Origin of the sequence: Olsenella sp. An270 (assembly GCF_002159735.1) — a bacterium.
Taxonomy (GTDB): Bacteria; Actinomycetota; Coriobacteriia; order Coriobacteriales; family Atopobiaceae; genus Thermophilibacter.
The window spans coordinates 337,023-361,804 of sequence record NZ_NFJF01000001.1 but is presented as its reverse complement, the minus strand read 5'-3'; the positions used below and the strand labels follow the sequence as shown (position 1 = coordinate 361,804).

General features: G+C 69.8%; 20 protein-coding genes and 1 tRNA gene. 3 read left to right on the top strand and 18 right to left on the bottom strand.

Annotation, left to right across the window (positions count from 1 at the left end; all coding sequences use genetic code 11):
• Positions 1-52 precede the first annotated feature (52 nt).
• The 18 genes from proB to B5F73_RS01530 all read right to left on the bottom strand — a co-directional run bounded on the left by proB (position 53) and on the right by B5F73_RS01530 (position 21,336).
• A complete protein-coding gene (gene proB / locus B5F73_RS01615; RefSeq protein ID WP_087225404.1) occupies positions 53-1,165 on the bottom strand; it encodes a glutamate 5-kinase in 1,113 nt (370 codons plus the stop codon).
• The gene (obgE, locus tag B5F73_RS01610) at positions 1,166-2,569 is read right to left on the bottom strand and encodes a GTPase ObgE (RefSeq protein WP_087225400.1); all 1,404 of its coding nucleotides are present in this window, start codon (positions 2,567-2,569) and stop codon (positions 1,166-1,168) included. It abuts the gene before it with no gap.
• Positions 2,570-2,702: 133 nt separating this feature from the next.
• Positions 2,703-2,951 (bottom strand): 50S ribosomal protein L27, encoded by a 249-nt coding sequence (rpmA, locus tag B5F73_RS01605; RefSeq protein ID WP_072370712.1) that lies wholly within the window; start codon positions 2,949-2,951, stop codon positions 2,703-2,705.
• A gap of 36 nt (positions 2,952-2,987) precedes the next feature.
• Positions 2,988-3,296 (bottom strand): 50S ribosomal protein L21, encoded by a 309-nt coding sequence (gene rplU, locus B5F73_RS01600; protein WP_087225397.1) that lies wholly within the window; start codon positions 3,294-3,296, stop codon positions 2,988-2,990.
• 149 nt (positions 3,297-3,445) lie between these two features.
• Positions 3,446-4,213, bottom strand: coding sequence for a TIGR03936 family radical SAM-associated protein (locus tag B5F73_RS01595; protein ID WP_087225394.1), 768 nt, complete (start codon positions 4,211-4,213; stop codon positions 3,446-3,448).
• Positions 4,210-6,087, bottom strand: coding sequence for a TIGR03960 family B12-binding radical SAM protein (locus B5F73_RS01590; protein ID WP_087225391.1), 1,878 nt, complete (start codon positions 6,085-6,087; stop codon positions 4,210-4,212). The genes B5F73_RS01595 and B5F73_RS01590 overlap by 4 nt, the downstream gene beginning before the upstream one ends.
• Positions 6,084-7,019: a hypothetical protein gene (locus tag B5F73_RS01585; protein ID WP_087225388.1), complete on the bottom strand. Its 936-nt coding sequence runs from the start codon at positions 7,017-7,019 to the stop codon at positions 6,084-6,086. Before B5F73_RS01585 ends, B5F73_RS01590 begins: the two co-directional genes overlap by 4 nt.
• A gap of 26 nt (positions 7,020-7,045) precedes the next feature.
• Positions 7,046-8,242 (bottom strand): FtsW/RodA/SpoVE family cell cycle protein, encoded by a 1,197-nt coding sequence (locus B5F73_RS01580; RefSeq protein ID WP_087225385.1) that lies wholly within the window; start codon positions 8,240-8,242, stop codon positions 7,046-7,048.
• Positions 8,243-8,250: 8 nt separating this feature from the next.
• The gene (mrdA, locus tag B5F73_RS01575) at positions 8,251-10,290 is read right to left on the bottom strand and encodes a penicillin-binding protein 2 (protein WP_087225382.1); all 2,040 of its coding nucleotides are present in this window, start codon (positions 10,288-10,290) and stop codon (positions 8,251-8,253) included.
• Between the two features lie 9 nt (positions 10,291-10,299).
• On the bottom strand, positions 10,300-10,851 hold the full coding sequence (gene mreD, locus B5F73_RS01570) for a rod shape-determining protein MreD (RefSeq protein WP_087225379.1): 552 nt from the start codon (positions 10,849-10,851) through the stop codon (positions 10,300-10,302).
• Between the two features lie 12 nt (positions 10,852-10,863).
• A complete protein-coding gene (mreC, locus tag B5F73_RS01565; protein WP_204206232.1) occupies positions 10,864-11,817 on the bottom strand; it encodes a rod shape-determining protein MreC in 954 nt (317 codons plus the stop codon).
• 40 nt (positions 11,818-11,857) lie between these two features.
• Positions 11,858-12,913: a rod shape-determining protein gene (locus B5F73_RS01560; protein WP_087225372.1), complete on the bottom strand. Its 1,056-nt coding sequence runs from the start codon at positions 12,911-12,913 to the stop codon at positions 11,858-11,860.
• A gap of 9 nt (positions 12,914-12,922) precedes the next feature.
• Complete coding sequence (locus tag B5F73_RS01555) at positions 12,923-14,368, bottom strand: tetratricopeptide repeat protein (protein WP_087225369.1); 1,446 nt, start codon at positions 14,366-14,368, stop codon at positions 12,923-12,925.
• A gap of 27 nt (positions 14,369-14,395) precedes the next feature.
• Complete coding sequence (locus B5F73_RS01550; RefSeq protein WP_087225366.1) at positions 14,396-14,944, bottom strand: peptidylprolyl isomerase; 549 nt, start codon at positions 14,942-14,944, stop codon at positions 14,396-14,398.
• A 168-nt stretch (positions 14,945-15,112) separates the two neighbouring features.
• Complete coding sequence (locus B5F73_RS01545; protein ID WP_158094737.1) at positions 15,113-16,084, bottom strand: zinc ribbon domain-containing protein; 972 nt, start codon at positions 16,082-16,084, stop codon at positions 15,113-15,115.
• Between the two features lies 1 nt (position 16,085).
• A complete protein-coding gene (gene acnA, locus B5F73_RS01540; protein ID WP_087225360.1) occupies positions 16,086-18,764 on the bottom strand; it encodes an aconitate hydratase AcnA in 2,679 nt (892 codons plus the stop codon).
• Positions 18,748-21,144: an HAD-IC family P-type ATPase gene (locus B5F73_RS01535; protein ID WP_087225357.1), complete on the bottom strand. Its 2,397-nt coding sequence runs from the start codon at positions 21,142-21,144 to the stop codon at positions 18,748-18,750. The genes acnA and B5F73_RS01535 overlap by 17 nt, the downstream gene beginning before the upstream one ends.
• 115 nt (positions 21,145-21,259) lie before the next feature.
• A tRNA-Arg gene (locus B5F73_RS01530) sits at positions 21,260-21,336 on the bottom strand.
• Between the two features lie 103 nt (positions 21,337-21,439).
• Between B5F73_RS01530 and aroF the strand changes: the two genes are divergently transcribed.
• The 3 genes from aroF to aroB are packed head-to-tail and all read left to right on the top strand — an operon-like array spanning position 21,440 to position 24,425.
• On the top strand, positions 21,440-22,465 hold the full coding sequence (gene aroF, locus B5F73_RS01525) for a 3-deoxy-7-phosphoheptulonate synthase (RefSeq protein WP_087225354.1): 1,026 nt from the start codon (positions 21,440-21,442) through the stop codon (positions 22,463-22,465).
• The gene (locus B5F73_RS01520; RefSeq protein WP_087225351.1) at positions 22,466-23,350 is read left to right on the top strand and encodes a prephenate dehydrogenase/arogenate dehydrogenase family protein; all 885 of its coding nucleotides are present in this window, start codon (positions 22,466-22,468) and stop codon (positions 23,348-23,350) included. It abuts the gene before it with no gap.
• Between the two features lies 1 nt (position 23,351).
• Positions 23,352-24,425 (top strand): 3-dehydroquinate synthase, encoded by a 1,074-nt coding sequence (gene aroB / locus B5F73_RS01515; RefSeq protein WP_087225348.1) that lies wholly within the window; start codon positions 23,352-23,354, stop codon positions 24,423-24,425.
• The last annotated feature ends 357 nt before the right edge of the window (positions 24,426-24,782 follow it).

The window sequence follows — 24,782 nt, the reverse complement described above, 5'->3', positions numbered from 1 at the left end:
ACTAAGAGGATAACCGAGAAACGCCCGGGACGGCTCGGGACGCCGGCAGGCGCTAGAAGACGAGAAGGTCGTCCCTGTGCACCGCGGGCTGCGCCCGGTCCGGGCCGAGGAAGCGCGCGATCACGTCGAGCTTGATGCCGCGAACCCTGCTCATGTCCTCGGACGAGTAGCGGACGACGCCGCGACCGACCACGTCACCGGAGCTCGCCCGCACGTTGACGACGTCGCCGGGGGCGAAGGAGCCGCTCACCGCAACGACGCCGACGGGGAGGATGGATGCGCCCCTCTCGAGCACGGCGCTGGTCGCCCCCTCGTCGAGCGAGATCGTGCCGCGCGGGACCTCGGCGAGGCCTATCCAGAGCTTGCGGCCGCCCTCGTGCGGGGCACCCTTCGGGGCCTCGAACCGCGTGCCAATCCCCTTGCCCGCCACCACGTCGAGAAGGACGTCAGGCCGGCGACCGCGGCAGATGACCGTCGGGATGCCGGCCGCGAGCATCGCGCGGGCGGCGCGGAGCTTCGAGGACATGCCGCCGGTCCCGAAGGACGTCCCGGCGCCGCCGGCGAGCGCGGTGAGCCGCTGGTCGACCTCCTCGACGCGCTCGATGAGCGTCGCCTTGGGGTCCTCCTGCGGGTTTGCGGTGTAGAGCCCGTCGACGTCCGAGCAGATGACGTAGAGGTCGGCACCCACGAGCGCCGAGACGAGGGCGCCGAGCATGTCGTTGTCGCCAAAGGCGAACTCGGCGGTCGACACGGTGTCGTTCTCGTTCACGACGGGGACCGCGCCAAGGTCGATGAGGCGGCCAAGCGTGGTCCGCGCGTTGAGGAAGGCATCGCGGTCCATGACGTCACGCCTGGTGAGAAGGACCTGCCCGCACGGTATCCCGCGCTCGGCGAGGACGTCGGCATAGGCCTGGGTGAGGCGGGCCTGGCCTGCCGAGGCGCAGGCCTGGAGCGTGGGCATGTCGGTGGGGCGCCCGGAGAAGCCGAGCACGTCCCTGCCGGCCGCCGCCGCACCGGACGATACGATGACGACGCGGGTGCCCTCCGAGACGAGGCGGGAGACCTGGTCGCAGAGCGAGCGGATGAAGTCGCGGTCGAGGCTGCCGTCGGCGTCGACCAGCGTCGATGAGCCGATCTTGACGACGACGAGGCTGACGGTGGACACCTACTCCTCACCCTCCCCGTCGTCGACGACGTCGAACGTCTCGTCGAGCTCCTCCTCGACGACGTCGGGCTCGGGGGCGCGCTCGGTCCCCTCGAAGGTGAAGGCGAGCTCGAGGATGCGGACCTCGTCGCCGTTGACCGCGCCCGCCTTGGCGAGCGCGTCGTCGAGGCCGCACCTGTCGAAGCGGTGCTGGAGGTAGGCGACCGCCTCGTCGTTCTCCCAGTCGGTCTGGATGACCATGCGCTCGATCTGGGGGCCCGTGACGCGCCAGGCGTGACGCTCCTCGCGCGTGACGCAGATGCGCCGCTCGCGACGCTGCCTCTCGCGCTCCCAGCGCTCGGAGAGGTCGACGGTCGGCTCGTCGGAGGCGGCCTGCGACCTGAGTCGCGCGACCTCGGCCGCGCAGCGCGTCACGAGGGCGTCGAGGCCGGACCCGGTCGCGGCGGAGACGGCGAAGAACTCGTGACCGTCCTCCTCAGCCACGGCACGCAGACGCTCGACCGCGTCCTCGGTCCCCGGCAGGTCGCACTTGTTCGCGACCACGATCTGCGGCCGGGAGGCGAGCTCCGAGGCGTATGCCGCGAGCTCGGCGTTTATCGTCCGGTAGTCCTCGACGGCGTCACGGCCCTCGTAGCCGCCCGTGACGTCGACCACGTGGAGGATGAGGGCGGTGCGCTCGATGTGCCTCAGGAACTGGTGGCCGAGGCCCCTGCCCTCGCTCGCCCCCTCGATCAGTCCGGGGACGTCGGCGGCGACGAAGGACTGCCCGTTGGCGGCGCGGGCGACCCCGAGGTTGGGGACCAGCGTCGTGAAGGGGTAGTCGGCGATCTTGGGGCGCGCGGCGCTGATGCGCGCGATGAGCGAGCTCTTGCCCACCGAGGGCATGCCGACGAGCGCGGCGTCGGCCATGAGCTTCATCTCGAGCTCGATCCAGTGCTCGCGGGCGGGCTCGCCCTTCTCGGCGAAGGCCGGCGCGCGGCGCACCGAGGTGACGAAGTGGATGTTGCCGCGTCCCCCGGCGCCGCCGGGGGCGACCACGACGCGCTCGCCGGGGCTGGTGAGGTCGGCGATGTCGTAGAGCGGGGTCTGGGTCGCGGGGTCGAGCTCCCTCACGACGGTGCCCACCGGCACCCTGAGGACGAGGTCCTCGCCATCGCGCCCGTGGCGGCGGGCGCCCTGGCCGTGCGTGCCGCGCTCGGCGCGGAAGTGGTGCTTGTAGCGGTAGTCGATCAGCGAGGAGAGCTGCGGGTCTGCCTCGACGACGACGCTGCCGCCCCGTCCTCCGTCGCCGCCGTCGGGGCCGCCCTTGGGCACGAAGGCCTCGCGCCTGAACGACATGCAGCCCGCGCCGCCGTCGCCACCGCGCACGTTGATGTGGGAAAGATCGGTGAACGTGTTCTCCACAGAAATGCTCCTTAGGTCTCCCCTTCATGGTACGGCAACTGCGACAACGCGTCCAACGGACGCGCCGGCGCGACACAAGAAACGGCCCCGGTCAAAGAGCCGGGGCCGCTCGGGTGCAAATGTCAGTCGAGACTTACGCCTCGCGGACGTGAACGCGGTGCTTGACGCCCTTGGTGAACTCGACGGTGCCGGCGGTGAGGGCGAACAGCGTGTCGTCCTTGCCGATGCCGACGTTGTCACCCGGGTGGATGTGGGTGCCGCGCTGACGGACGAGAATCTCGCCGGCCTTCACGAACTGGCCGCCGTAACGCTTGGTGCCGAGGCGCTGGGCCTGGGAATCACGGCCGTTGCGGGACGAGCCGAGACCTTTCTTGTGAGCCATGGTATGACCTGCCTTCTCTAGAGCAAGGAACGTGTGTTACGCGGGAATCTCAACGACCTTGAGCTTCGTCAGGTTCTGACGGTGGCCGTTGGCGCGGTGATAGCGCTTGCGCTTCTTGAGCTTAAAGACGAGGACCTTCTCGCCCTTGAACTGCTCGACGACCTCCGCGGTGACGGTCTTGCCCTCGAGGGGGGTGGAACCAACGATGGTCTTGGTGCCGTCGTTCACGAGAAGGACCGGGAGCTCGACCTTCTCGCCAGGCTGCGCGTCGAGCTTCTCGACGTCGATGACGTCGCCCTTGGCAACCTTATACTGCTTGCCACCAGTTGCTACGATTGCGTACATGTGCGAAACCCTTCATTGCTGGCTGAATGCAACAGTTGCTTATATTACTAGCACCGCCTCGGCTCGTCAACGCAAAAGTTGCCGTGACCTGCGCTTACCGTAAGGGAAAAGACGGTGGCGCCGGCCGCGCCGGGACCATGCGACCTTGCTCAGGATAAAGGTGTGGGACCCGGTGTGCAAAAGGGGCCAAAAGGCTCCACAAGACGCCCATCTTCCTCGTGCCACTGCCCGGTGCGCCGCACGCGGACGACGTCGGGCGAGGGCAGCCCCGCACGCCGGACGGCGGCGTCGAGAAGGACCTGGGGGCGCAGCGACCCACCGGAGCCCGAGCGCGTCTCGACGACCAGGTGCGCGCCGCTCCCCTCCCCGCTCGCGGCGGAGGCGCCCACGAGGGTGGACGCGACGTCGACGTGCTTCTCCTTGTCGCCTCGGAGGAAGGTGATGACGCCCTCGGCCCTGACGAGCTCGATCCCCGAGAGGACGGAGGCGGCGTCGATGCCGTCTCCCTCGAGCGTGACCTCCCACGAGGAGCGGTCGAGCCACGCCTCGAGCGCGGGGAGCCGGCCGGGGACGTAGGCCGCCTCGCGGGGCGCAAGCGCCGCGGGGGTCGCCCGGCGAAGCCGCTCGAGCGCCTCGCGCGGATCCACCTCCTCGGTCAGCCGCAGGTCGAAGAGCTCGCAGGAGGAGCTCGTGCCGGTGGGGAGCGCACCAGAGAACTGGACGCGCATCCTCCGCGCGAAGCCGTTGCCAATCGAGAAGGGCAGGCCGGAGCGACGGACGCAGCGCTCGATGGTTGAGATGAGGTCGAGATGACCGAGGTAGGCGAGCCTGCTGTCCTTGTGGTAGCGGACCCTCAGGCGGGCGAGCTCGGCCTTGACGGGCAGGTCCTGCGGCCGAGCGTCAAAGGGCTGGTTCATGAGCGCTCCCCCCAGATGACGTTGGAGACGCCGAGCGTCGGACAGACGCCGCAGCCGGTGCAGCTCGTGCGAGTGCAGTCGGGCGTGGTGACGCCCTCCACGGCCCTGAGCCACTCGCGCTGGAGGAACCCCTTCCCCACGCCGGGCGAGGTGTGGTCCCAGGGCAGGCGCGCTGAGAGCGGGAGCTCCTCGCAGGCCACGTCGGCGAGGTCGAACCCACACTCGCCCGCGGCCCGGAGCCAGAGGTCGAACCTGAACTCGCTGGACCACGCATCGAACCTGCAGCCGAGCTCCCAGGCACGGCGCACGAGCGAGAAGCCCGCGCGACCCATCCTCGAGAGCGCGCCCTCGACCAGCGAGACGTCGGCGTCGTGGTACGAGACCCTGATGGCGCGGTCGCGGACCTCATGCAGCAGGAGCTGCTGGCGCCTGCGGACCTCGTCGGGCTCGAGCTGCCCGCACCACTGGAACGGCGTGTACGCCTTGGGCACGAGCACGGCGACCGAGATGGAGACCGACACGCCGCTCTTGACGCCGCGGCCCACCACCTCGCGACCGATCTCCAGCACGCGCTCGGCCAGCCTCGCGATCCCGATGACGTCCTCGTCGGTCTCGGTCGGGAGGCCCATCATGAAGTAGAGCTTCATCCTGCGCCAGCCGGCCTCGAAGGCGTTTCTCGCCGCCCACTCGACGTCCTCCTCGGAGACGTTCTTGTTGATGACGTCGCGCAGCCGCTGGCTGCCGGCCTCGGGCGCGAAGGTGAGGCCACCGCGCCGCGCGCCGGCGACGGCGGCCGCCATGTCGACCCCGAACGAGTCGAGACGCTGCGAGGGGATCGAGACGCGCACGCCCCTCCCCTCGAGGGCGGAGTTGAGGCCGTGCAGGATCTGCTCGCACTGAGAGTGGTCGGTCGTGGAGAGGGACGAGAGGGAGATCTCGTTGTGCCCGCTGGCGAGGAGCCCCTCCACCCCGCAGGAGACCACCTGCTCGGCGGGGCGCTCGCGGACGGGGCGGTAGGTCATGCCCGCCTGGCAGAAGCGGCATCCGCGGGCGCAGCCGCGCAGCACCTCGATCGACATGCGGTCCTGGACGATGCCAGCGTAGGGCACGATCTTCTGGGCGAGCGCGGGGGTCGCGGCGAAGTCGGGCACGCAGCGCTTGTGCACGACCTCGGGCGCTCCCTCCCCCGCCCTGGGGACCGCGTAGCCCCAGCGCGTCGAGGACTCGTCGACGACGACCTCGTAGAGGGAGGGAACGTAGGTGCCGGGGACTCCGACGAGCCGTCGGAGCAGCTCGGCGCGCGAGACGCCCTCGGCACGCGCGTCACGGATGCAGGAGCACACCTCGACGATGGACTCCTCGCCGTCGCCGAGCAGCACGGCGTCGAAGACCTCGGCCAGGGGCTCGCAGTTCCACGCGGAGGGTCCGCCGCCGAGGATGACCGGGTCGTCCTCGTCCCGCTCCGAGGAGGTGAGGGGAATCCCCGCGAGGTCGAGCGCCTCGAGGACGTTGGTGGCGATGAGCTCGTGAGCGAGGGTGAACCCGACGGCGTCGAACGAGGCGAGCGGAGCCGCGCCCTCGAGCGAGAGCAGCGGCACGCCCTTCTCGCGCATGAGCTCGGACACGTCCTTCCAGGGGAGGTAGCACCGCTCGCAGCTCATGCCCTCCTGGGCGTTCACCTGGTTGTAGAGGATCGCGACGCCGAGGTTGGGCTGCCCGATCTCGTAGACGTCGGCATAGACCATGCACAGGTGGAACGGCCCGTCCTGCTCCTCGCACGCGCCCCATTCGTGGTCGAGGTAGCGCGCGGGGTGCTCGACGCGGGACAGGAGAGGCTCGACCAGGTGAAAGAGGTTCTCCCGCTCGACCCTCATCGGCACCCACCGCCAACGGTGACGTAGCCGTCGTCGGGGGCGTCCGCGCGCGGCGCGCCGGCCAGCACGGGGGCCGCCGGGGCGACGCGGCCGTCGACGTCGGGGGACGCGGGCGCGCCGGGGGCCTCGAAGCGCAGCCTGAGCGCGCTTCCGGTCATCATGGTGCCCGCGTAGGCGACGCCGGCGCGAAGTACCGTCCCCAGCCCGGGGACGGCGCCGAGAAGCGCGCGGGCCACGGCGCGCCAGCCGAGGCCGGCACCCACCACGCCGAGGACCTCGGCCGCGCGGGAGGGCTCGATCGGCCGCCCGTAGGCGGCGGCGACGTCGAGCGCGAGCTTCACCTGCTTGGCCGTCATGACGGGGAGGTCCGAGCCCGGTATGAGATGAATCGCGCCGACGACGGCGTTCTCCACGGCGCACCGGGCGACGAGGCGGTCCACGACGGCGCGACGGCAGAAGGGGAAGTTCGCGGCGAGCGCGAGCTCCTTGTCGGTCGAGGCGGCGAGCCACGCGGCGAGCTTGTCGGGGAGTGCCTCGGGGCTCGAGGCGGCAACGACGCCCACGAGGGCGGCGGGACCCTCCTCCAGGCTCAGGGCGGGGGCCTCGAGAGCGCCCTCTACGACGAGGGCGACGGGCACGCCGGCACGGGCGTAGGCACAGATCGCGACCGTGTCCGAACGCGACGTGACGAGCGCGATCGCGACGTCGGGCAGCTCGGCGCCGGGCACGGCGCCCTCGAGCGGGCAGACCACGACCTCCGAGGTCGGCCTGACCGGCATCAGCGCCTCGCGAACGGCGAGGACGAGCTGGCGAGGGGCCTCCGGGTCGACGAGGACGTGCGCGGAGATGCGCTCGTCCCGACCCCGCGTTGCCGCGCGGGCGAACCCGGCGACCTCCGCGACCCTTCCGACGGACCATCCCTTACCCGACACGTCAATCTCCCATCATGGAGGGCGGTCTAGGCCGCCTTCTGTCGATGCCTCCAGAACGACTGCACGATTCCCACCGAGACCAGCTGCACGACCATAGAGGAGGAGCCGTACGAGACGAACGGCAGCGGGATGCCCGTGATGGGCATGACCCCGAGGCACATGCCCACGTTCTCGAGCACCTGGAACGTCCACATGGCAACGCACCCGACGAGGGCGAGCCTCGTGAAGTGCGACTCGCTCCTCATGGCGAGCAGGATCGTGGAGAGTATCATCCAAGCATACAGCCCGAGCAGGACGAGCGAGCCCACGAAGCCGAACTGCTCAGCGAAGAGCGAGAAGACGAAGTCCGTCTGCGCCTCGGGAACGAAGCCGCTCAGGGCCTGCGTGGCGTTGCCCAGCCCCTTGCCGAAGAGGCCGCCGGAGCCCACGGCGATCATCGCCTGCTGCAGGTTGTAACCGTCACCGGTGGGGTCCACGCTCGGGTCGATGAAGACAGTGAGGCGCTTGAGCTGGTACTCCTTCAGGATATGGGGCAGCCCGTCGATCATCGACGTCACGACCACGAGCGCCGCCGCGCCGATGATGAGAGCAACGGTGAGGAGGACCCAGGTGCGCGGCGCGCCGCTCGCGATGATGATCGTCGCGCCGATGACGAAGATGATGAGGCCGGTTCCCAGGTCCAGGGAGAGTATCAGCAGGAGCGGGACGAGCAGCGTGCCGCAGAGCTTGGCGTAGTCGCGAAACGTCTCGATCTTTCCGTTGTACTGCGCGCATGCCGATGCCATGAGGAAGATGGTGACGATCTTGCCGGGCTCGGACGGCTGGAAGCGGAGCGGTCCGATCTTGACCCATCCGACCATGCCGAGGCCGCCCTCGTACCCGAGGCCCGGTATGCGCGGGAGCACCATGAGGACGCAGGCGAGCACGAAGAGGGCCGTCGTCATGTTGGAGAGCGCGCGGCAGTCGTAGCGCCAGACGCAGACGGCGGCGACGAGACCGAGCGCGACGCCGGCGACGTGGCTGGTGAAGTTCGCCTCGGGAATGGACAGTGAGGCGGACCAGACCGTGACGATGCCGATGATGACGATCAGCAGCGCCGGGATGAGCTGCGAGAGGTACAGGTTGTCGAGACGACCGCGACCGCTCGCGACCCGTGCCCCGGCGCGCTGTCCGGAGGCGGGAACCCCGCCCGTCGAGACCTTGTCACGAATGCCGAAAGCCATGTCACCCCCTAGTCCCCCACCGCATAGACGGCGCTCGAGGTGTCCGGTTCTCCGTAGATGGCGCCGATCGTGTCACGGGCGACGAGCATGGCGGTGGTGGAGCCCCAGTCCCCTCCGTCGACCGTCGCGAAGACGACGTACTTTGGATCGTCGGAGGGGGCGTAGCAGCCGAACCAGCATGCGTTGCCGGGAGCGGGCTGCTCGGCCGTTCCCGTCTTTCCGGCGACGGAGACGGACAGGGAGGTCCAGTGCTCGGTCTGAGACGGGGACTCCTCGTATATGACGCCCCACATGCCGCGTTCGACGAGCTCGCGGAAGTCGGACCTCTCCTCGACGTCGAGTATCTTCTCGGGCTTGTACTCCGAGACGAACCCCTCCCCCACCTTGGACCTCACGCCCTTGAGGACGTGCGGCCTCCAGGCGGGGCCTCGGTTGGCGATGCTGCAGTAGGAGACGGCCATCTGCAGACACGTGACGAGCACGTCTCCCTGCCCGATCGCGATGTTGCAGTTGTCACCGGGCTTCCACGCGCTGTCCTCGTCCGAATAGCCGAGGTCCTTGTAGTACTTCTGCTTCCAGTCGGCGTCCGGCACGCGACCGGCGATCTCACCGTTGAGGTCGATACCGGTCAGGGAGCCGAGCCCGTAGGCGCGGAAGGTGTCCTGCATGCCGTCAGGGTTGTCGGAGTAGTAGAACCCCTTGCCAATCTCGTAGAACACGACGTCACACGAGAACGTGATGCCCGACACGAGGTTCATCGCACCGTGTCCGGAGTGGTTGTAGCACATCATGATCGTGCCGTCGTCACGGCTCCCCGACCAAGACCACCAGCCCGAGCAGTACCACGAGCTCTCCGAGGTGGCCACCCCGTAGCTGAGCGCGGCGAAGGAGGTGAGCGGCTTGATCACGGAGCCGGAGGGATACTGGCCCGATATGGCGCGGTTCATCAGGGGGTAGTGCGCGTCCTCGGCGGAGAGCACGTCCCAGTCCGCCTGCGAGATGCCGCCGGTGAAAACGTTCGGGGAGAACGTGGGGTAGCTCGCCATGGCGAGGACCTCGCCGTTGGTGCAGTCGAGCACGACGACGCAGCCGCCGCTCGCCTCCAGTCCAGTGTCCTGCTGGTTCGTGATGACGCGCTCCAGGGACTCCTCGGCGGCGCGCTGGATGTCGGAGTCTATGGTGAGCACGATGTCCGAGCCGCTCTCCGGCTCGATGCTCGTCGAGTAGCCGAGCACGTTGCCGCCGGCATCGACGAAGACGACCTGCTCCCCGCGCGTTCCCGCGAGCACGCTCTCGTAGCTGAGCTCGACGCCCGACTGTCCGACGACGTCGCCGGACCGATAGGTGACCGAGCCGCTCTCGGCGTTCTCGCTGTCCTTGAGCTGATCCTCCGTGACGGTGCTCACGTAGCCGACGACATGGGCGGCCAGCGAGCCGTTGGGATAGGAGCGCTGCGTGCGCTGCTGGACGGAGACGCCGGGAAATGCCTCGGGATGCTCGCCGATGAAGGCGACGACGCGCCGGGAGACGTCCACCGAGACGGTCCTCGGGCTCTGGTGCCCCTCGGTCGTGTCCTGGAGCTTGCGCCGGACCGCCTGGGCAGGCATTCCGATGAGGTTGCCGAGGAGCTGCACCTCGACGGGGTCGTCCAGGACCGCCCCCTCGGCGACGACCGTGAGACTCGCGCGGTTGCCGACGAGCTCGCGTCCGTTTCTGTCGAGGATCCTGCCACGGGGCGCCTGCGTGTAGATGGTGCTGCGCCGGTTCCGCTCGGCCTGCTCGGCATACTCCTCGCTCGAGACGAGCTGCATGGACCACAGGCGCGCGACGAGCGCGGTGAAGACGCCGCCGACGACCACGGCGAGCCCGACCAGGCGAGACGACGTGGTCTTCTCCGCGGAGGAGTCGGAGCCGCCGGACGCGCGGGGCGCGGACCCGCCGATGTCGAAGGTGAAGTTGGCCTCCGCCCGCCCGAAGACGAGGAAGACGGCCACGAGGGCGACCGCCAGCACGACGCAGACGATGACTATGACCAGGGAGAGGTCCATGGAGGGCACCTACAGGAGAGGCCGACCGAGGCCGCCGGAGGCATGCCTCCCGGAGAGGCCCATGCCATGCGTCCGCACGCGGGAGAAGTAGTAGGCGAACGGGAGGAAGGCGACGATGGTGAGCAGCGCCGTCGGGAGGGCGCGCAGGAACAGGGCGTCGATGAGCGAGCTCGACTGGCCGACGAGCAGCATGGCGACGTGATAGACGACCGAGACGGCCAGGGAGGCCGCGGAGGCATAGACGACGGAGGTGGCGAGGTCGCCGACGACACGCTCGCGTGCGCCCAGGCCGAGCGCGAACCCGACGAGCGTGAGACAGAACGCCATGAGGCCGATGGGGCCCGTGGAGGAGAGGTCGAACAGCAGCCCCGCGACGAAGCCCGCCACGGCAGGTGACCTCCCGCCCGAGAAGAGTGCGAGGCAGGCGGTGAAGACGAGGGCGAAGTTGGCCCGACCGTTGCCGAGTCCCACGTTGGGCGCGAGCGTGAGCTGGAGCACGAAGCAGAGCACGGCGAGGACCACCGTGGTGCGCGCCTCCCTGTTCCTGTCGGTCACCTGCATCGCTCCCCCTTCCTACTGAGCCTGTCCGCCGTCAGCCTGGTCGTTCGTCGCGTCGCCGTCCGTGGTCTCGTCCTCGTCGTCGCTCGATCCGTGCTCCTGGGCGTCGGCCTCGGCGATGTCCTCGGAGCTCGCGCGTTGGCTCTCGGTGATGGAGGTGATGACGAGCACCTCCTCGGAGCGCGTCGTGTCGGCGTAGAGCTCGACGACGATGTCGAGGTAGAGGTCGCCGGGGTTGCTGGTGACGCTCGCGACCTCGCCGACCGGGAGGCCCTTGGGGAAGACGCCGCCCAGGCCGCTCGTGACGACGACATCGCCGACGGAGACCTCCTGACCGGTCGAGACGAGCTCGAGGCGGACCTCGCCGGATGCGGAGCCCTGCAGCATCCCCTGGGCGCGGCTCGACTGGACCATGGCGGATATCGAGGAGCTCTCGTCCGATAGCAGCCTCACCGTCGAGGTGGTCGCACTGCAGGAGACGATCTGGCCGATGACGCCGCTCGACGTCGTCACGGGCATGCCGGCGGAGAGCCCCGAGGAGGAGCCCTTGTCGAGCGTGACCGTCGAGCTCCAGGAGTCGGTCGACCCGGAGATGATCCTCGCGGCGACCGACTGCAGGTCGTTGTTGTCGCGCAGGTCGAGGAGGTCCTGGAGGCGCTGAGCGGAGCCGGCGTCCTCCTCCAGCTCGGCGTTTCTCGCGCGCAGCTCGTCCACCTCGGCCTGGAGCTCGGTGAGGGTCGCCTGGTCGGCGGTGAGGTTGGCGAACACGTTGCCGAGACCCCTCACCGGGGCGGTGATGACCGAGCCGAACACGCGGATGGGCGAGGTGACGGTCTGGAAGGCGCCGCGCGCCGCCTCGAGCGGCCCCTCGCCGCCCGACTGGCAGCTCAGCGTGAAGAGCACGACGGAGAGCACCGCGCAGACGACGAGCCCGCGCGTGCCACCGGATCGGTTGTTCTTGGTTCCCAAGGTCGGCGCCGCTCCCCGACCCTTCGAGGAGAGCGGCACGCTACTGACCCGTACTCTGGACGAAGCCGCCGGAGAGCGCGTTGGCCTCGAGGACCTTGGCGCAGCCGTTGACGACGTTCTCGAGGGCGGTCGGGCTCACGTTGACGGGGACGCCCGTCTCCTCACGGAGGCGCTGGTCGAGGCCGCGGAGCAGCCCGCCGCCACCCGTCAGGAGGATGCCGTAGTACATGAGGTCGGAGGCGAGGTCCGGCGGGGTCACGTCGAGCGCGTCCTTGACGGCCTTGGTGACCTCGTCCAACGGACGGTCGAGGGCGCGGCGGATCTCCTCGCTCTCGATGCGCACGGTCTTGGGAAGACCGCTCATCACGTCACGACCGTTGACCTCGACGTCGAGCTCCTCGGCGAGCGGCGCGGCGGAGCCGACCTTGATCTTGATGTCCTCGGCGGTGCGCTCTCCGATGGACAGGTTGTAGGCATCGCGGACGTGCTGGAGGATGGTCTGGTCAAACTCGTCGCCCGCCGTGCGGATGGACTGCGAGACGACGATGCCGCCCATCGAGATGACGGCGACCTCGGTGGTGCCGCCGCCGATGTCGACGACCATGGAGCCGGTGGGGTCCTCGATTGGGAGGTCGGCGCCGATGGCGGCGGCCATGGGCTCCTCGATCAGGTATGCCTGGCGCGCGCGCGCCTGGATGGTCGCCTCGAAGACGGCGCGCTTCTCGACGGAGGTGACGCCGGAGGGGACGCAAACCACGACGCGGGGCCGCGGCGACCAGGGGTAGCGGCGCTCGCGGGCCTTCTCGATGAAGTAGCGGAGCATGACCTCGGTGACGTCGAAGTCGGCGATGACGCCGTCCTTGAGCGGGCGCTCGGCGATGATGGAGCCCGGCGTGCGGCCGATCATGCGCTTGGCATCGGCACCGACGGCGAGGACCCTGCTCTCGCTCTTGTCGATGGCGACGACCGAGGGCTCGTTGATGACGATGCCCTGGCCGCGGACGGCGACGAGCGTGTTGGCGGTGCCGAGGTCGATCGCGAGGTCTCCCCCGTACTCGCCGAACAGGTTCGAAAACAGAGTGTCGATGAGAGACATGTGGGCTTCCTACTCGGTCGAGGCAGCGGCGTCACCGGCGTCGTCGCCGGTGGGTTCGGCAGAGGTGGCGTCGTCCGCGGACGCGGGGTCATCGGCGGCGTCGGAGGTGGAGTCGACGTCCTGGGACTCGTCGCTCGAGTCGGGGGCGACGGAGTCGTCGGACTCGTCGGCATCCTGGGAGAGATAGACCGGGGTGACGGACTCGACCTTCCAGCCGATGCCGTCACGGACCATCTCGACGGTGTAGTCCTGCTCGCCGCCGCTGGAGAGAGAGGCGGTGAGATAGACCGTGGACTGCGTCATGGAGCGGTCGACGCCGGTGACGCTCACCTCGGCGCCGGAGGGGATGACGTCGGAGATCTCCTGGATCTGAGCGGTGGAGAGGCTGCTCACGACGTAGGGCGCGAGGTCGGAGCCCTGGGTCTTGGCACCAAAGAGCTGCTCGGCGACGGACTGCTGGGTGGGCCAGCCGTAGCCGTTGATGTAGGCGAAGGCGCCGCCGCCTCCGACGAGGGCGAGCAGGAAGAGGATCACCAGGAAGACCTTGAGGCCGGTGTGACGGTGCTTGCGCCTCACCTTGCGGTCCAGACGGTCCTGCTGGACGAGGTCCTCCTCGCTGACGGAGAAGAACCCGGTGTCCTCCGGGGAGGGCATGAGCTCGCCGGACGCGCCGGTGGGGTCGAGCGGGTCATAGGAGGTGGAGCCGTAGCCGGCAGCCGCGAGCAGGGCGTCGGTCTCGGAGGGACGGCGGGAGCCGATCGAGGCGACCGCCTTGCGGGCGGCGTCGTAGGCCGCCTGGGCGTCCGGGGAGAGCTCCAGGGTGCCGTCGGCCGTCGCGTGCGCGAAGGCGTCGACGGCCTCGTTCATGCGGTTCGCCGCGACGTACGCGAGCGCGAGGTCGCACCAGATCCTGTTCTGGTCCTCGAGCGGCGTCGTGAAGTCGAGCGCGGTGCGGTAGGCCTCGACGGCGTCGACGGCGCGTCCGAGGCGCATGAAGCAGCTGCCGAGGTCGGAGAGGGCGACCGCGGGAGCGGGGTTGGACTCGTCGATGGCGGCGCTCCGGTAGGAGATGCCGGCGTTCCTGACGTCGCCGAGCTGCTCGTAGGCGGCGCCGAGCGCCATGTACGCCTTGTAGGGCGTCGCGTAGCTCGAGTCGGCCACGGCGTCGGTGAGCGCGACGACGGCCTCCTGGGGACGACCGGCGGCGAGCAGGGCGCGGCCGCGGTTGCAGCTGAGGGCCCCGCGCTTGCCATAGGCGGCGTCGGAGAGCGCGTCCTCGTAGGCGGCCGCGGCGGAGTCGAACTGGCCGAGCTTCATGTAGGCGTTGCCGCGGAGATGGTCGACCTCGCCCGAGGGCTCGTCGCCCTGACGGGCGCCGTCGAGGAGCGTGACGGCACCGAGCCAGTCACCCTCCTGATACGCGCGCTTGCCGGATTCGAAAGCCTGCTGATTCACGTTGACCTCCTGAGTTGCTCGCGGCACCTATGCGCCGGCGTGCTCGATGCGAATCGAATTGATGACGTCCCCCGCCCTCAGGGACGCGATGACGTCGAAGCCCTCCAGCGTCCTCCCGAAGACCGTGTAGCCGGAGTCGAGACCGTGCTGCGGGCCGAGGCAGAAGTAGAACTGCGAGCCCGCCGAGTCGGGGTCGTTGGAGCGAGCCATGGCGAGCGCGGCGTCCTCGTGGGAGTTGCGCGGGTTGGTGGTGAACTCCTGGCGGATGCGGTAGCCGGGACCGCCGGTGCCGGGGTGGCCGTGCGGGCCGACCTCGCCGCGAGCGACCTGCTCGGGGGTCATGTCGCGGGTGTTGGGGCAGCCGCCCTGGATAACGAAGCCCGGGACGTAGCGGTGGAACTTGAGGTCGTCATAGAAGCCGCTCGAGGCGAGCTCGCAGAAGTTTGCGACGTGCACGGGGGCGCCGGCGCCGTCGAGCTGGACACGGATGACACCCTTGGAGGTGTCAAAGACCGCGACCTCGTCGCCGACGACCGAATACTCCGGCGTGTAGAGCGGATCCTGTATGAAACCCATGTCGCCTCCAAATCATGGGCCGCGGGTAGCGGAGCCCGATTGTTCAACTCCATGATTCTATCAGTATGCGTTAGGTTTCACATATTCGGCAGACGCGAGGTTCCACATTGAGTTTGCCCCAGCGAAGCGCTCACCCCGAACGGCGCGCCCGTGGGGTGCGACCGCACCCTACCCGGCGCGCTCGGGCCGCCAGTCGTCGTAGTTCTGGTCGAAGAGCCTCGCGTAGTCACGGCCGCCCGTGAGCGTCGAGACGACCTGCGACGAGACCGAAGAGGGGTCGTCCGGCTCGGCGGCGAGCCGCCATGCCTCGGTCAGAACGTCGCAGCGGTTTCGCAGCCAGTTCCCGAGGGTCAGGAGGTGCTCGACGTCCTCGGCGTAGGTCCCGTCGTCGTCACCGAGCCTCTCGATGTCCGAGATGAGGTTCGAGACGTCCAGCGAGACGGCCCGTGCGTCCTCGAGGCCGTCCGCGAGCGCCTCGGCGTCACCCTCGCCGCACGTCTCGCGGAGCAGGGTCTCGCTCTCCCCCACCGCACCCTCGAGCTCGGAGAGCCGCTCGTAGGCCGACTCGATGAGGTCGAACGCGTCGGCAGAGACGGGCTGGTCCTTGTCGCGCTCCCGGTCCTGGCCGCTCAGCGCGTCGACCGACCCGGGATAGCCGGACATGGAGGTGTCCGCGGGCTCGCTCGCCCTGGTGATGGAGGCGGTCGGGTCCCAGGGGTGCGTGATGAGCAGCGCCGCCCCGCCGACGATCGCCACCGCGAATATCGCGGCGAAGGCGAACGCCCGAGGTCGGGGCATGCGGTCGCGCGACGCGGCGGGCGAGGAGGCGTCCGCCGCGGGCGGGATGGCGCTCTCGATGCGCGTCATGACCCCCGTTCGCGAGGAGTCCGGCTCGCCCTCGTCGTCGATCTCGGGGAGGTCGAGGTCCCTCACGGGTCGCGGGGCGGCCGCGGGGCGAACGAGGGTGCCGCACTTGGGGCAGGTCGCGTCCGTCGGAGGGACGAGCGCCCCGCAGGAGGGGCACCAGGTGAGGTCGCCGACGGCGATCTTCTGGGTCACCTCCGTCACCGCATGGCAGTGGGGACAGGACGCGGCGCCGTCGGGCACCAGGGCGCCGCACCTATGGCAGACCTGCGCCACGTCAGTCGCTCCCGTCGCAGAGCGCGTCGAGGACATAGGGAAGGATGCCGCCGCGGGCCAGGAACGCCCCCTCCGTCGGCGTGTCCACGCGAACGACGCAGGAGAAGCGGGTCACGGTGCCGTCGGGCCTCGTGGCGCTCACGCAGACGCGGGCAGGCTCGGGCAGTCCGGCCGAGAGGTCCACGGGGTCGACGTCGAAGACCTCGTCACCGGCAAGGCCGAGCGTCTCGGCGTTCTCACCCTCGAGGAACTGCAGCGGGAGCACCCCCATCTGGACGAGGTTGGAGCGGTGGATGCGCTCGAAGCTCTCGGCGATGACGGCGCGGATGCCGAGGAGCAGCGGGCCCTTGCCGGCCCAGTCGCGGCTCGACCCGGAGCCGTAGAGCTTGCCGGCGACGACCACGAGCGGCACGCCCGCGGCGCGATACGCCTCGGCGGCGTCGAAGATGGGCTCTATCTCGCCGGTGAGCAGGTTCTTGGTCCAGCCTCCCACGCGTCCGCCGGCGAGGGCGTTTCTGAGCTTCACGTTGGCGAAGGTGCCGCGGGCCATGACCTCGTGGTTGCCGCGACGGGCGCCGTAGGTGTTGTAGTCGGCGGGCTCCACGCCACGCTCGGCGAGGTAGCGCGCGGCCGGCGAGTCCTTGGCGATGGAGCCGGCGGGCGAGATGTGGTCGGTCGTCACGAAGTCGCCGAGGAGGGCGAGCACGCGGGCGCCGCGGACGTCGACGACGTCCTGCCTGCGGGCGAGCTCGAAGTAGGGCGCCCGGCGCACGTAGGTCGAGCTGGCATCCCAGGCGAAGGTGTCGGACTCAGAGGACTCGATCGCCGCCCAGGAGGGGCCTCCGTCGAGAAGGCCGCGGGCGCCCTCCTCGAAGAGCGAGGCGTCGAGATGGGCGTCGAGCGCGGCGGCGATCTCGTCGTCTGTGGGCATGAGCTCGGAGAGCATGACCGGCTCGCCGTCCGCGCCCACGCCGACGGGCTCGACCGAGAGGTCGACGTCCATCGTGCCGACGAGCGAGTACGCGACGACCAGCGCCGGCGCGCAGAGGTAGTTCTGGCTCACGTCGGGCGAGATGCGGCCCTCGAAGTTGCGGTTTCCGGAGAGCACGCTGGTGAGCTCGAGCTCAGAGGCGTGGGGCTTGAGGCACGCCTTTATCTCGCCGGAGTTGCCGATGCAGCTCATGCAGCCAAAGCCGCAGGTGAAAAATCCCAGCCGGCGCAGGGGCTCCGCGAGGCCGCAGCGCTCGAGGAGGAGCTCCGTGGCGTGGCTGCCGGGCGCGAGCACCTTCTTCACCCAGGGCTTGGGGGTGAGACCGCGCTCGACGGCGTGGCGCGCGAGCAGGCCGGCGGCGACCATCATCGCCGGGTCGGTCGCCGTCGTGCAGCTGGTGATCGCGGCGATCGCGATGGCGCCGTGGGAGAGGTCGCCGACGCCCTCGACGCTCACGCGCTCGGACAGGTCGCGTCCGGCCGCCGACGCGGCGGACTCGAAGCGTCCCTTGAGCCCGGGGATCGTCACGCGGTCGTGCGGCCTCGAGGGACCGGCGAGTGAGGGCTCGACCGAGGAGAGGTCGAGCTCGAGGGTGCGGGCGTAGACGCGCCCGGGACGGGTCCCGAACACTCCCTGCGCCTCGAGGTACGAGCGCGCAAAGGCGAGCTCCGACGCGTCGCGGCCCGCGAGCGAGAGGTAGTCGAGGGTGGCGTCGTCCACCGGGAAGAGCGTGGCGGTGGCGCCGTACTCGGGAGTCATGTTGGAGACGCAGGCGCGCTGCGTCGCCGAGAGGGAGCCGACGCCCTCGCCGGTAACCTCCACGATGCTGCCCACCACGCCGGCGGAGCGCAGGAGCTCGGCGACCGTGAGCGCGACGTCCATGCCGGACACGCCCGCCGGGAGGGACCCCGAGAGACGCAGCTCGACGACAGGGGGCACGAGCATGGAGACGGGCTGGCCCAGCGCGGCCGCCTCGGCCTCGATGCCGCCGACGCCCCAGCCCAGCACGCCCACGCCGTTCGCCGTCGTGGTGTGGGAGTCGGTCCCCACGAGGGTGTCGAAGCAGGCCACGTCCTTCTCGCCGTCTGCCAGCGCGTCGGTCGTGACCACGTCGCAGAAGCGCTCGATGTTCAGCTGATGGCAGATGCCGCCGCCGGGCGGGACGATCTGCACGTTTGAGAACGACCTGCTCGCCCACTTGAGGAACGCGAAGCGCTCGCGGTTGCGAGAGGCCTCGATCTCCTGGTTCCTCTCGCATGCGCAGGGACCCTCCGCCTCGTCGGCGATGACCGAGTGGTCGACGACGAGGGTGCAGGGGATCTGCGGGTTCACGCGTGCGGGGTCGCCGCCGCGCGCCACCATCGCGTCGCGCATCGCGGCAAAGTCGACGAAGACGGGGACGCCCGTGAAGTCCTGGAACAGCACGCGCGCGGGCATGAACTCGATCTCGTCCCCCGCGGAGCCGGAGAGGCCGGCCTCCACGACGGCGCGCGCCATGCGCACGGCGTCGTCGTCGGTCGCCGCGCGGCGGACGACGTTCTCGAGGAGCACGACGAGCGCTCGGGGCAGGCGGTCGGCCCCGGGGATGCCGGAGACGACGTGGGCGAGGCGCTCGACGCCGCCCTCACCGAGCCTGACGGGACGGCGCGCGGCGCGGACCGCGGCCTCGAGGTCACTGCTTGCTGTCATCTCTGCCCTCCACCCTTCTCACGATCTCCAGGAGCCGAGCGTCTGTGGCGAGGCCCGAGATCGAGCGGTTATACATCCAGTTGAAGAACGCCACAGCCGCGACGCCGGCGGCGGCGATCACGACACCCATGCTACCCGTAAAGGTGACGATCTCGAAGAAGGGCGCGGCGACCGTACACCCAAGCGCAACAATGGCGATGATGACGGCCAAAAGCGCCGCGCGCAGCGGGGTGAGCGGCTGGGAGATCCGCCAGATGAGCGCGACGCCCACGCAGGCGACGAGCACGGTGCACACCGACGAGATCTCGCCGAACGAGTGGCCCAGCGCCCGCCCGGCGACGAGCTCGGCGAGCAGGGCGCACACGATGGCCACCGACGCCGGGAGCGAACGGGCGAGCACGTTGGCGAGGAAGTTCCCGCGCACGAGCTCGTGGTTGGGCTCGAGCGCGAGCACGAAGGACGGGATCCCGATGACGGCGGTCGAGAGCAGCGACATCTGGATCGGGATGAACGGGTACGGGGGCATCACGATGCAGACGAGGGCGAGCACCGCGGTGAACACGGTCTTCACGAGAAAGAGCGACGCCGAGCGCTGCAGGTTGTTGATAGATCGGCGGCCCTCCGCGACGACCTCCGGCATGTGGGAGAAGTCGTTGTCGGCGAGGACGATCTCAGAGACGTTGCGCGCCGCGGCGGACCCGGACGCCATGGCGACCGAACAGTCCGCCTCGCGCAGGGCGAGCACGTCGTTCACCCCGTCGCCGGTCATGGCGACGGTACGACCGCGGCGGTGGAGCGCGCGCACGAGCTCCCGCTTCTGCTGCGGCGTCACGCGCCCGAAGACGCGCGCCTCGTCGACGGCGGCGTCGAGCTTCTCGCTGGTGTCGAGCGTGGAGGCGTCGACGTAGCGCTCGGCATGCGGCACGCCGGCGCGCGCGGCGATGGCCGAGACCGTGCGCGGGTCGTCACCGGAGATGACGCGCAGCTCGACGCCCTGCTCGAGGAAGTAGCCCATCGTTTGCGGCGCGGTCGAGCGGATCTCGTCGCGGATGGCGACGCAGCCCAGGAGGCGCACCTCGCCCTCTATGGCGTCGTCGGCCGAGAAGGACGCACACTCGCCCACGACGAGCACGCGCTCGGTCGCGTCGAAGGCGCGGGCGAGGGCGTCGGCCTCCTGCGCGCGGTCCGCGCCCAGCACGAACGCCGCCGCGCCCATCACGAGGGCGCGCCCGCCCTCGGTGACGCAGCCGGAGTACTTGCGGGCGGACGAGAAGGGCACGGCGCGCGCGGATCGCTCCGCCGGAAGGTCCTTCTCGCCGGCGTATCTGAGGATGGCGCGCGCCGTCTCGTTGGCGTCGGCCTCGTTCGCCGAGACGATCGTCGCCAGGGCCGTTGCGACCTCGGCCTCCTCGACGCCCAAAGCGGCCGCGACGGTCGAGACCTCCATCTCGCCGGTGGTGATGGTGCCGGTCTTGTCCAGGCAGAGCGTGTCGACGCGCGCGAGCGTCTCCACGCAGTACGCCTGCTGGACGAGCACCATGCGCCTGCCCAGGCGGAAGGTCGCGATCGCAAGGACCGAGGAGGTGAGCAGGACGAGCCCCTGCGGGATCATCCCGATGACGGCGGCGACCGAGGTGAGGACCGCGTCAGTGAGGCTCCCCCCGTCCATGAGCCACGAGCGCAGGAAGAGCCCGAAGCCCAGCGGCACGAGGACCACGGTGCCCAGCTTGATGATGGCGCGCAGCGTGTACTGGATCTCGGAGTGAACCGCCTTGACGTACTTCGCCTCGGCGTTGATGCGGGCGGCGTAGCCCTCCGCGCCCACGCGCGTGACCCGGGCGACGAGGCTGCCGGCGTCGACGAAGCTGCCGGAGAGCAGCTCGTCCCCGGGACCCTTGGAGACGGGCTTCGCCTCGCCCGTGAGCAGGCTCTCGTTCATCGAGACGAAGCCGTCGACGATGACGGCGTCCGCCGGCACCTGGTCGCCGTGGGCGAGGCGCATGAGGTCGTCGACAACGAGCTCCGAGGGTGCGATGGCACGCTCCCCCGCCGCACGGATGACCGTGACCTCCTTCTGCGTGAGGATGGTGAGCTTGTCGACCATGCGCTTGGCACGGATCTCCTGCGTCACGCCAATGAGGAGGTTCGCGCCCACGACGCACATGAAGAGCATGTTGCGGTACTGCCCGGTGGCGAGCACCAGCAGGGCAAGGGCGAGGTTGACGCCGTTGAAGAGCGTGAGTGCGTGCTCCGCCACGATCTGGCGGACCGACTTGGTCTTGACGTCGGTGTTGGCGTTGGTGCGGCCCTGTTCCACGCGCTCGGCGACCTCTTCGTCGGTGAGGCCCTTGAGCTGGAGGTCCTTGTCGTCCTGCGTCATCTCTCCCCTCTCTCGCGGCGTCCATTGTGCCACGGGGGCGGGAACGACCGGGAAAACTTACGAAAAAGAGAGAATGGCGGCCTTTCACCCGGGTGAAAGGCCGCCAGTGCGTGCGTGGTGCGCCCAGGGGGATTCGAACCCACGACCTTCTGCTCCGGAGGCAGACGCTCTCATCCACTGAGCTATGGGCGCGTGCGTACGACAGTATAGCGGACTTCGCGCCGCGCTGCGTAACGTGTCGGTCACATCGGCGTGGTACCATCACGCCGCACCTCACGCGACCCAAGGAGGGCCCATGATCGCTGTCGTCAAGGACACGGCAACAACCGAGCAGATAGACCACCTCGTCAGCTGGATCGAGGACCGCGGCTTCAGGACCAACGTCTCCCAGGGCGACGACGAGACCATCATCGGAATCATCGGAGACACCACCCGCATCGACCCGTTCATCCTCGAGAGCATGGACATCGTCGAGCGGGTCCAGCGCGTCTCGGAGCCCTACAAGCTCGCCAACCGCAAGTTCCACCCCGAGGACACCGTCGTGGACTGCGGCCACGGCGTGCTCGTGGGAGGGGGGCACTTCCAGGTCATCGCCGGCCCGTGCTCCGTGGAGGGCGACAACCTCATGGAGATCGCGCGGGCCGTGCGCGCGGCCGGCGCGACGATGCTGCGCGGCGGCGCCTTCAAGCCCCGCACGTCGCCCTACACCTCGCAGGGCATGGGCGCACGGGGCCTGGACCTGCTGATGGAGGCCGGCGGCGAGCTGGGGATGCCCGTCGTGACCGAGGTGATGGACCCGCGCGACGTCCAGCTCTTCCTCGACAGGGGCGTGAACGTGCTCCAGGTGGGCGCGCGCAACGCCCAGAACTTCCCGCTGCTGCGCGAGGTGGGTCGCTCGGGGATTCCGGTGCTGCTCAAGCGTGGCATGTCCGAGACGATCGACGAGCTGCTCATGGGCGCCGAGTACGTCATGAGCGAGGGCAACGCCAACGTCATGCTCTGCGAGCGCGGCATCCGCACCTTTGAGACGCGCACCAGGAACACCTTCGACGTCAACGCCATCCCGGTGCTGCATCACCTCACGCACCTGCCCGTCGTGGGCGACCCGAGCCACGCCACCGGCTACACGCGCTACGTGCGCAGCGCCGCCTACGCGGCCGTGGCCGCCGGTGCAGACGCGCTCGAGATCGAGGTCCACGACTGCCCGAGCCGCGCCTGGTCGGACGGCGCCCAGGCGCTCACGCCCGAGCAGTTCTCCGACGCCATGCGCCGGATCGCGCTCATCCGCGACGCCGTCACGGCGCCCGTCGAGGAGGCCTAGATGGGGGCCGAGAAGGACGGGGCACAGGCCCCGACCTACGTACCCGGCCGCTGCGGCGTGGTGAGCCTCGGCCTCATGGGGGGCTCGTTCGCCAAGGCGTTCGCCGCCGCGGGCGTCGAGGTCTTCGCCTGGAACCGCACGCGCTCGACGCTCGAGCTCGCCATGATCGAGACCGTGGACGGAGAGCTCGACGAGGAGACGATCCCCACCTGCGAGCTCATCGTGCTCGCCGGCTACCCGGCCTCCGCGGTCGAGTGGCTGGAGCGCTACGCCGCGCTCGTCTCGCCCGGCGCCATCGTGATCGACACCGTGGGCGTGAAGCGCGTCATCTGCGAGCGCTGCGAGAAGATCTGCGAGCCCTACCCCTTCACCTTCGTCGGGTGTCACCCCATGGCGGGGACGCAGTACTCCGGCTTCGCCCGCGCCCGCGCCACCATGTTCAAGGGCGCGCCCATGGTGGTCGTGCCGCCCGAGATGGACGACCTCGAGCGAGCGACGGTGCTCGAGCGCCTGAAGGCCCTTCTCGCCCCCTGCGAGTTTGGCAGCTTCACGCTGGCCACCGCCGACGAGCACGATCGCAACATCGCGTTCACCTCGCAGCTCGCCCACGTGGTGTCGAACGCCTACGTGAAGAGCCCGACCGCGCGCGACCACCGCGGGTTCTCCGCGGGCTCCTACCGCGACCTCACGCGCGTCGCGCGCCTGAACGCCCCCATGTGGACCGAGCTCTTCCTGGACAACGCTGACCACCTCGGACGCGAGCTCGACGTCATCATCGAGAGCCTCTCGGCCTATCGCGACGCGCTCGCGGCGGGTGACGCCGAGCGCCTCGAGGCCCTGCTCGCCGAGGGAGACCGCATCAAGCGAGAGATCGAGGGCAGATAGCATGGAGCAGATCCACGTCGCCACCTCGTCGCGCCCCTACGACGTGCTCGTCGGAGCGGGGCTTCTCGACCATATCGGCGAGCTCGTCCGCGACGTCACGAAGCTCGGGCGCTGCTGCGTCGTGACCGAGACCAACGTCGGGCCGCTCTACGCCGACCGCGTCGAGGCGGCGCTCGGGGCGGCCGGTCTCGACGTTGTGGGGAGAATCACCTTCCCCGCCGGGGAGGCCAGCAAGACGCTCGCCACGCTCGGGGGAATCCTCGAGGACCTCGCCGAGCGGGAGCTCACGCGCGACGACGTCGTGGTCGCGCTCGGCGGCGGGGTGACCGGCGACATGGGCGGTCTCGCGGCCGCCCTCTACCTGCGTGGGATCAAGGTCGTGCAGGTTCCGACCTCGCTGCTCGCAATGGTGGACTCCTCCGTAGGCGGCAAGACCGCGGTCGACCTCACGGCGGGAAAGAACCTGGTCGGCGCCTTCTGGCAGCCGAGCCTCGTCGTCGCAGACGTCGACGCGCTCGCCACGGTCCCCCCTGAGCTCTTCCGGGATTCGTGCGGCGAGGTCGTCAAGCACGCCGTCCTCGCCGACGCCGACCTGCTCGACACGCTCACCGCGCACCCCCTCACGGAGAGCCGCGGCGCAGCCACGCTCGTCGACGTCGTCGCGCGCAACGTCCGCATCAAGCGCGACGTCGTGGTCGCCGACGAGCGCGAGGGGGGCCTTCGCCAGACGCTCAACCTCGGTCACACCGTCGGCCATGCCATCGAGTCGGCGAGCGACTTCTCGCTCGGGCACGGCTCCTGCGTCGCCGCGGGTCTGTGCGTGATTGCGCGGGGCTCCGCTGCCCTGGGCTGGTGCAGCGTGCAGACCGCCGGTCGCATCGAGCGCTGCGTCGCCGCCCACGGGCTCCCCACCTCGACCGAGCTGCCCACCGACCTGCTCATGCGCTACGCCGCGCACGACAAGAAGCGGCACGGCGCCGCAGTCAACGTCGTCGTTCCCCGTGAGGTCGGGCGCTGCGAGGTCCGCTGCGTCGGCCTCGACGACCTGCGCCGCCTTATCGACCTCGGCCGCTAGCGCCCTTCTCGCCCGTCCTTATCGCCCGCCGTGAGGTTATGCGGCATTGTCGAGGTTATGCGGCATCGTCGAGGTTATGCGGGGTCGCAAGTACAACAAAGCCGCAGCTAGATAGGCTGGCGACAAGAACCTGCCACTGGGGGCATGTCGCATAACCTCAGGGATGTCGCATTACCTCGGAAGGGCGGGGCAGCCTTCCCCGGATGGGTCGACGCGAGAGACCATCGCGCGCCACATTGAGCCATGAGGTTCCTCCCGCGAGCGCCCTCCCCTACCGTCCGCACCGTGCCCTTGACCGGTTACCGTTTTCTTCCCGGGCCGCGCACCGGGACCCACCCGAGGAAGCCGAGGCAGAGC

Coding starts and splice junctions, on each gene's coding strand:
- rpmA (WP_072370712.1), bottom strand. CDS start 2,951: ATGGCTCACAAGAAAGGTCTCGGCTCGTCCCGCAACGGCCGTGATTCC.
- rplU (WP_087225397.1), bottom strand. CDS start 3,296: ATGTACGCAATCGTAGCAACTGGTGGCAAGCAGTATAAGGTTGCCAAG.
- B5F73_RS01595 (WP_087225394.1), bottom strand. CDS start 4,213: ATGAACCAGCCCTTTGACGCTCGGCCGCAGGACCTGCCCGTCAAGGCC.
- B5F73_RS01590 (WP_087225391.1), bottom strand. CDS start 6,087: ATGAGGGTCGAGCGGGAGAACCTCTTTCACCTGGTCGAGCCTCTCCTG.
- B5F73_RS01580 (WP_087225385.1), bottom strand. CDS start 8,242: ATGGCTTTCGGCATTCGTGACAAGGTCTCGACGGGCGGGGTTCCCGCC.
- mrdA (WP_087225382.1), bottom strand. CDS start 10,290: ATGGACCTCTCCCTGGTCATAGTCATCGTCTGCGTCGTGCTGGCGGTC.
- mreD (WP_087225379.1), bottom strand. CDS start 10,851: ATGCAGGTGACCGACAGGAACAGGGAGGCGCGCACCACGGTGGTCCTC.
- B5F73_RS01560 (WP_087225372.1), bottom strand. CDS start 12,913: ATGTCTCTCATCGACACTCTGTTTTCGAACCTGTTCGGCGAGTACGGG.
- B5F73_RS01550 (WP_087225366.1), bottom strand. CDS start 14,944: ATGGGTTTCATACAGGATCCGCTCTACACGCCGGAGTATTCGGTCGTC.
- acnA (WP_087225360.1), bottom strand. CDS start 18,764: ATGACAGCAAGCAGTGACCTCGAGGCCGCGGTCCGCGCCGCGCGCCGT.
- B5F73_RS01535 (WP_087225357.1), bottom strand. CDS start 21,144: ATGACGCAGGACGACAAGGACCTCCAGCTCAAGGGCCTCACCGACGAA.
- aroF (WP_087225354.1), top strand. CDS start 21,440: ATGATCGCTGTCGTCAAGGACACGGCAACAACCGAGCAGATAGACCAC.
- B5F73_RS01520 (WP_087225351.1), top strand. CDS start 22,466: ATGGGGGCCGAGAAGGACGGGGCACAGGCCCCGACCTACGTACCCGGC.
- aroB (WP_087225348.1), top strand. CDS start 23,352: ATGGAGCAGATCCACGTCGCCACCTCGTCGCGCCCCTACGACGTGCTC.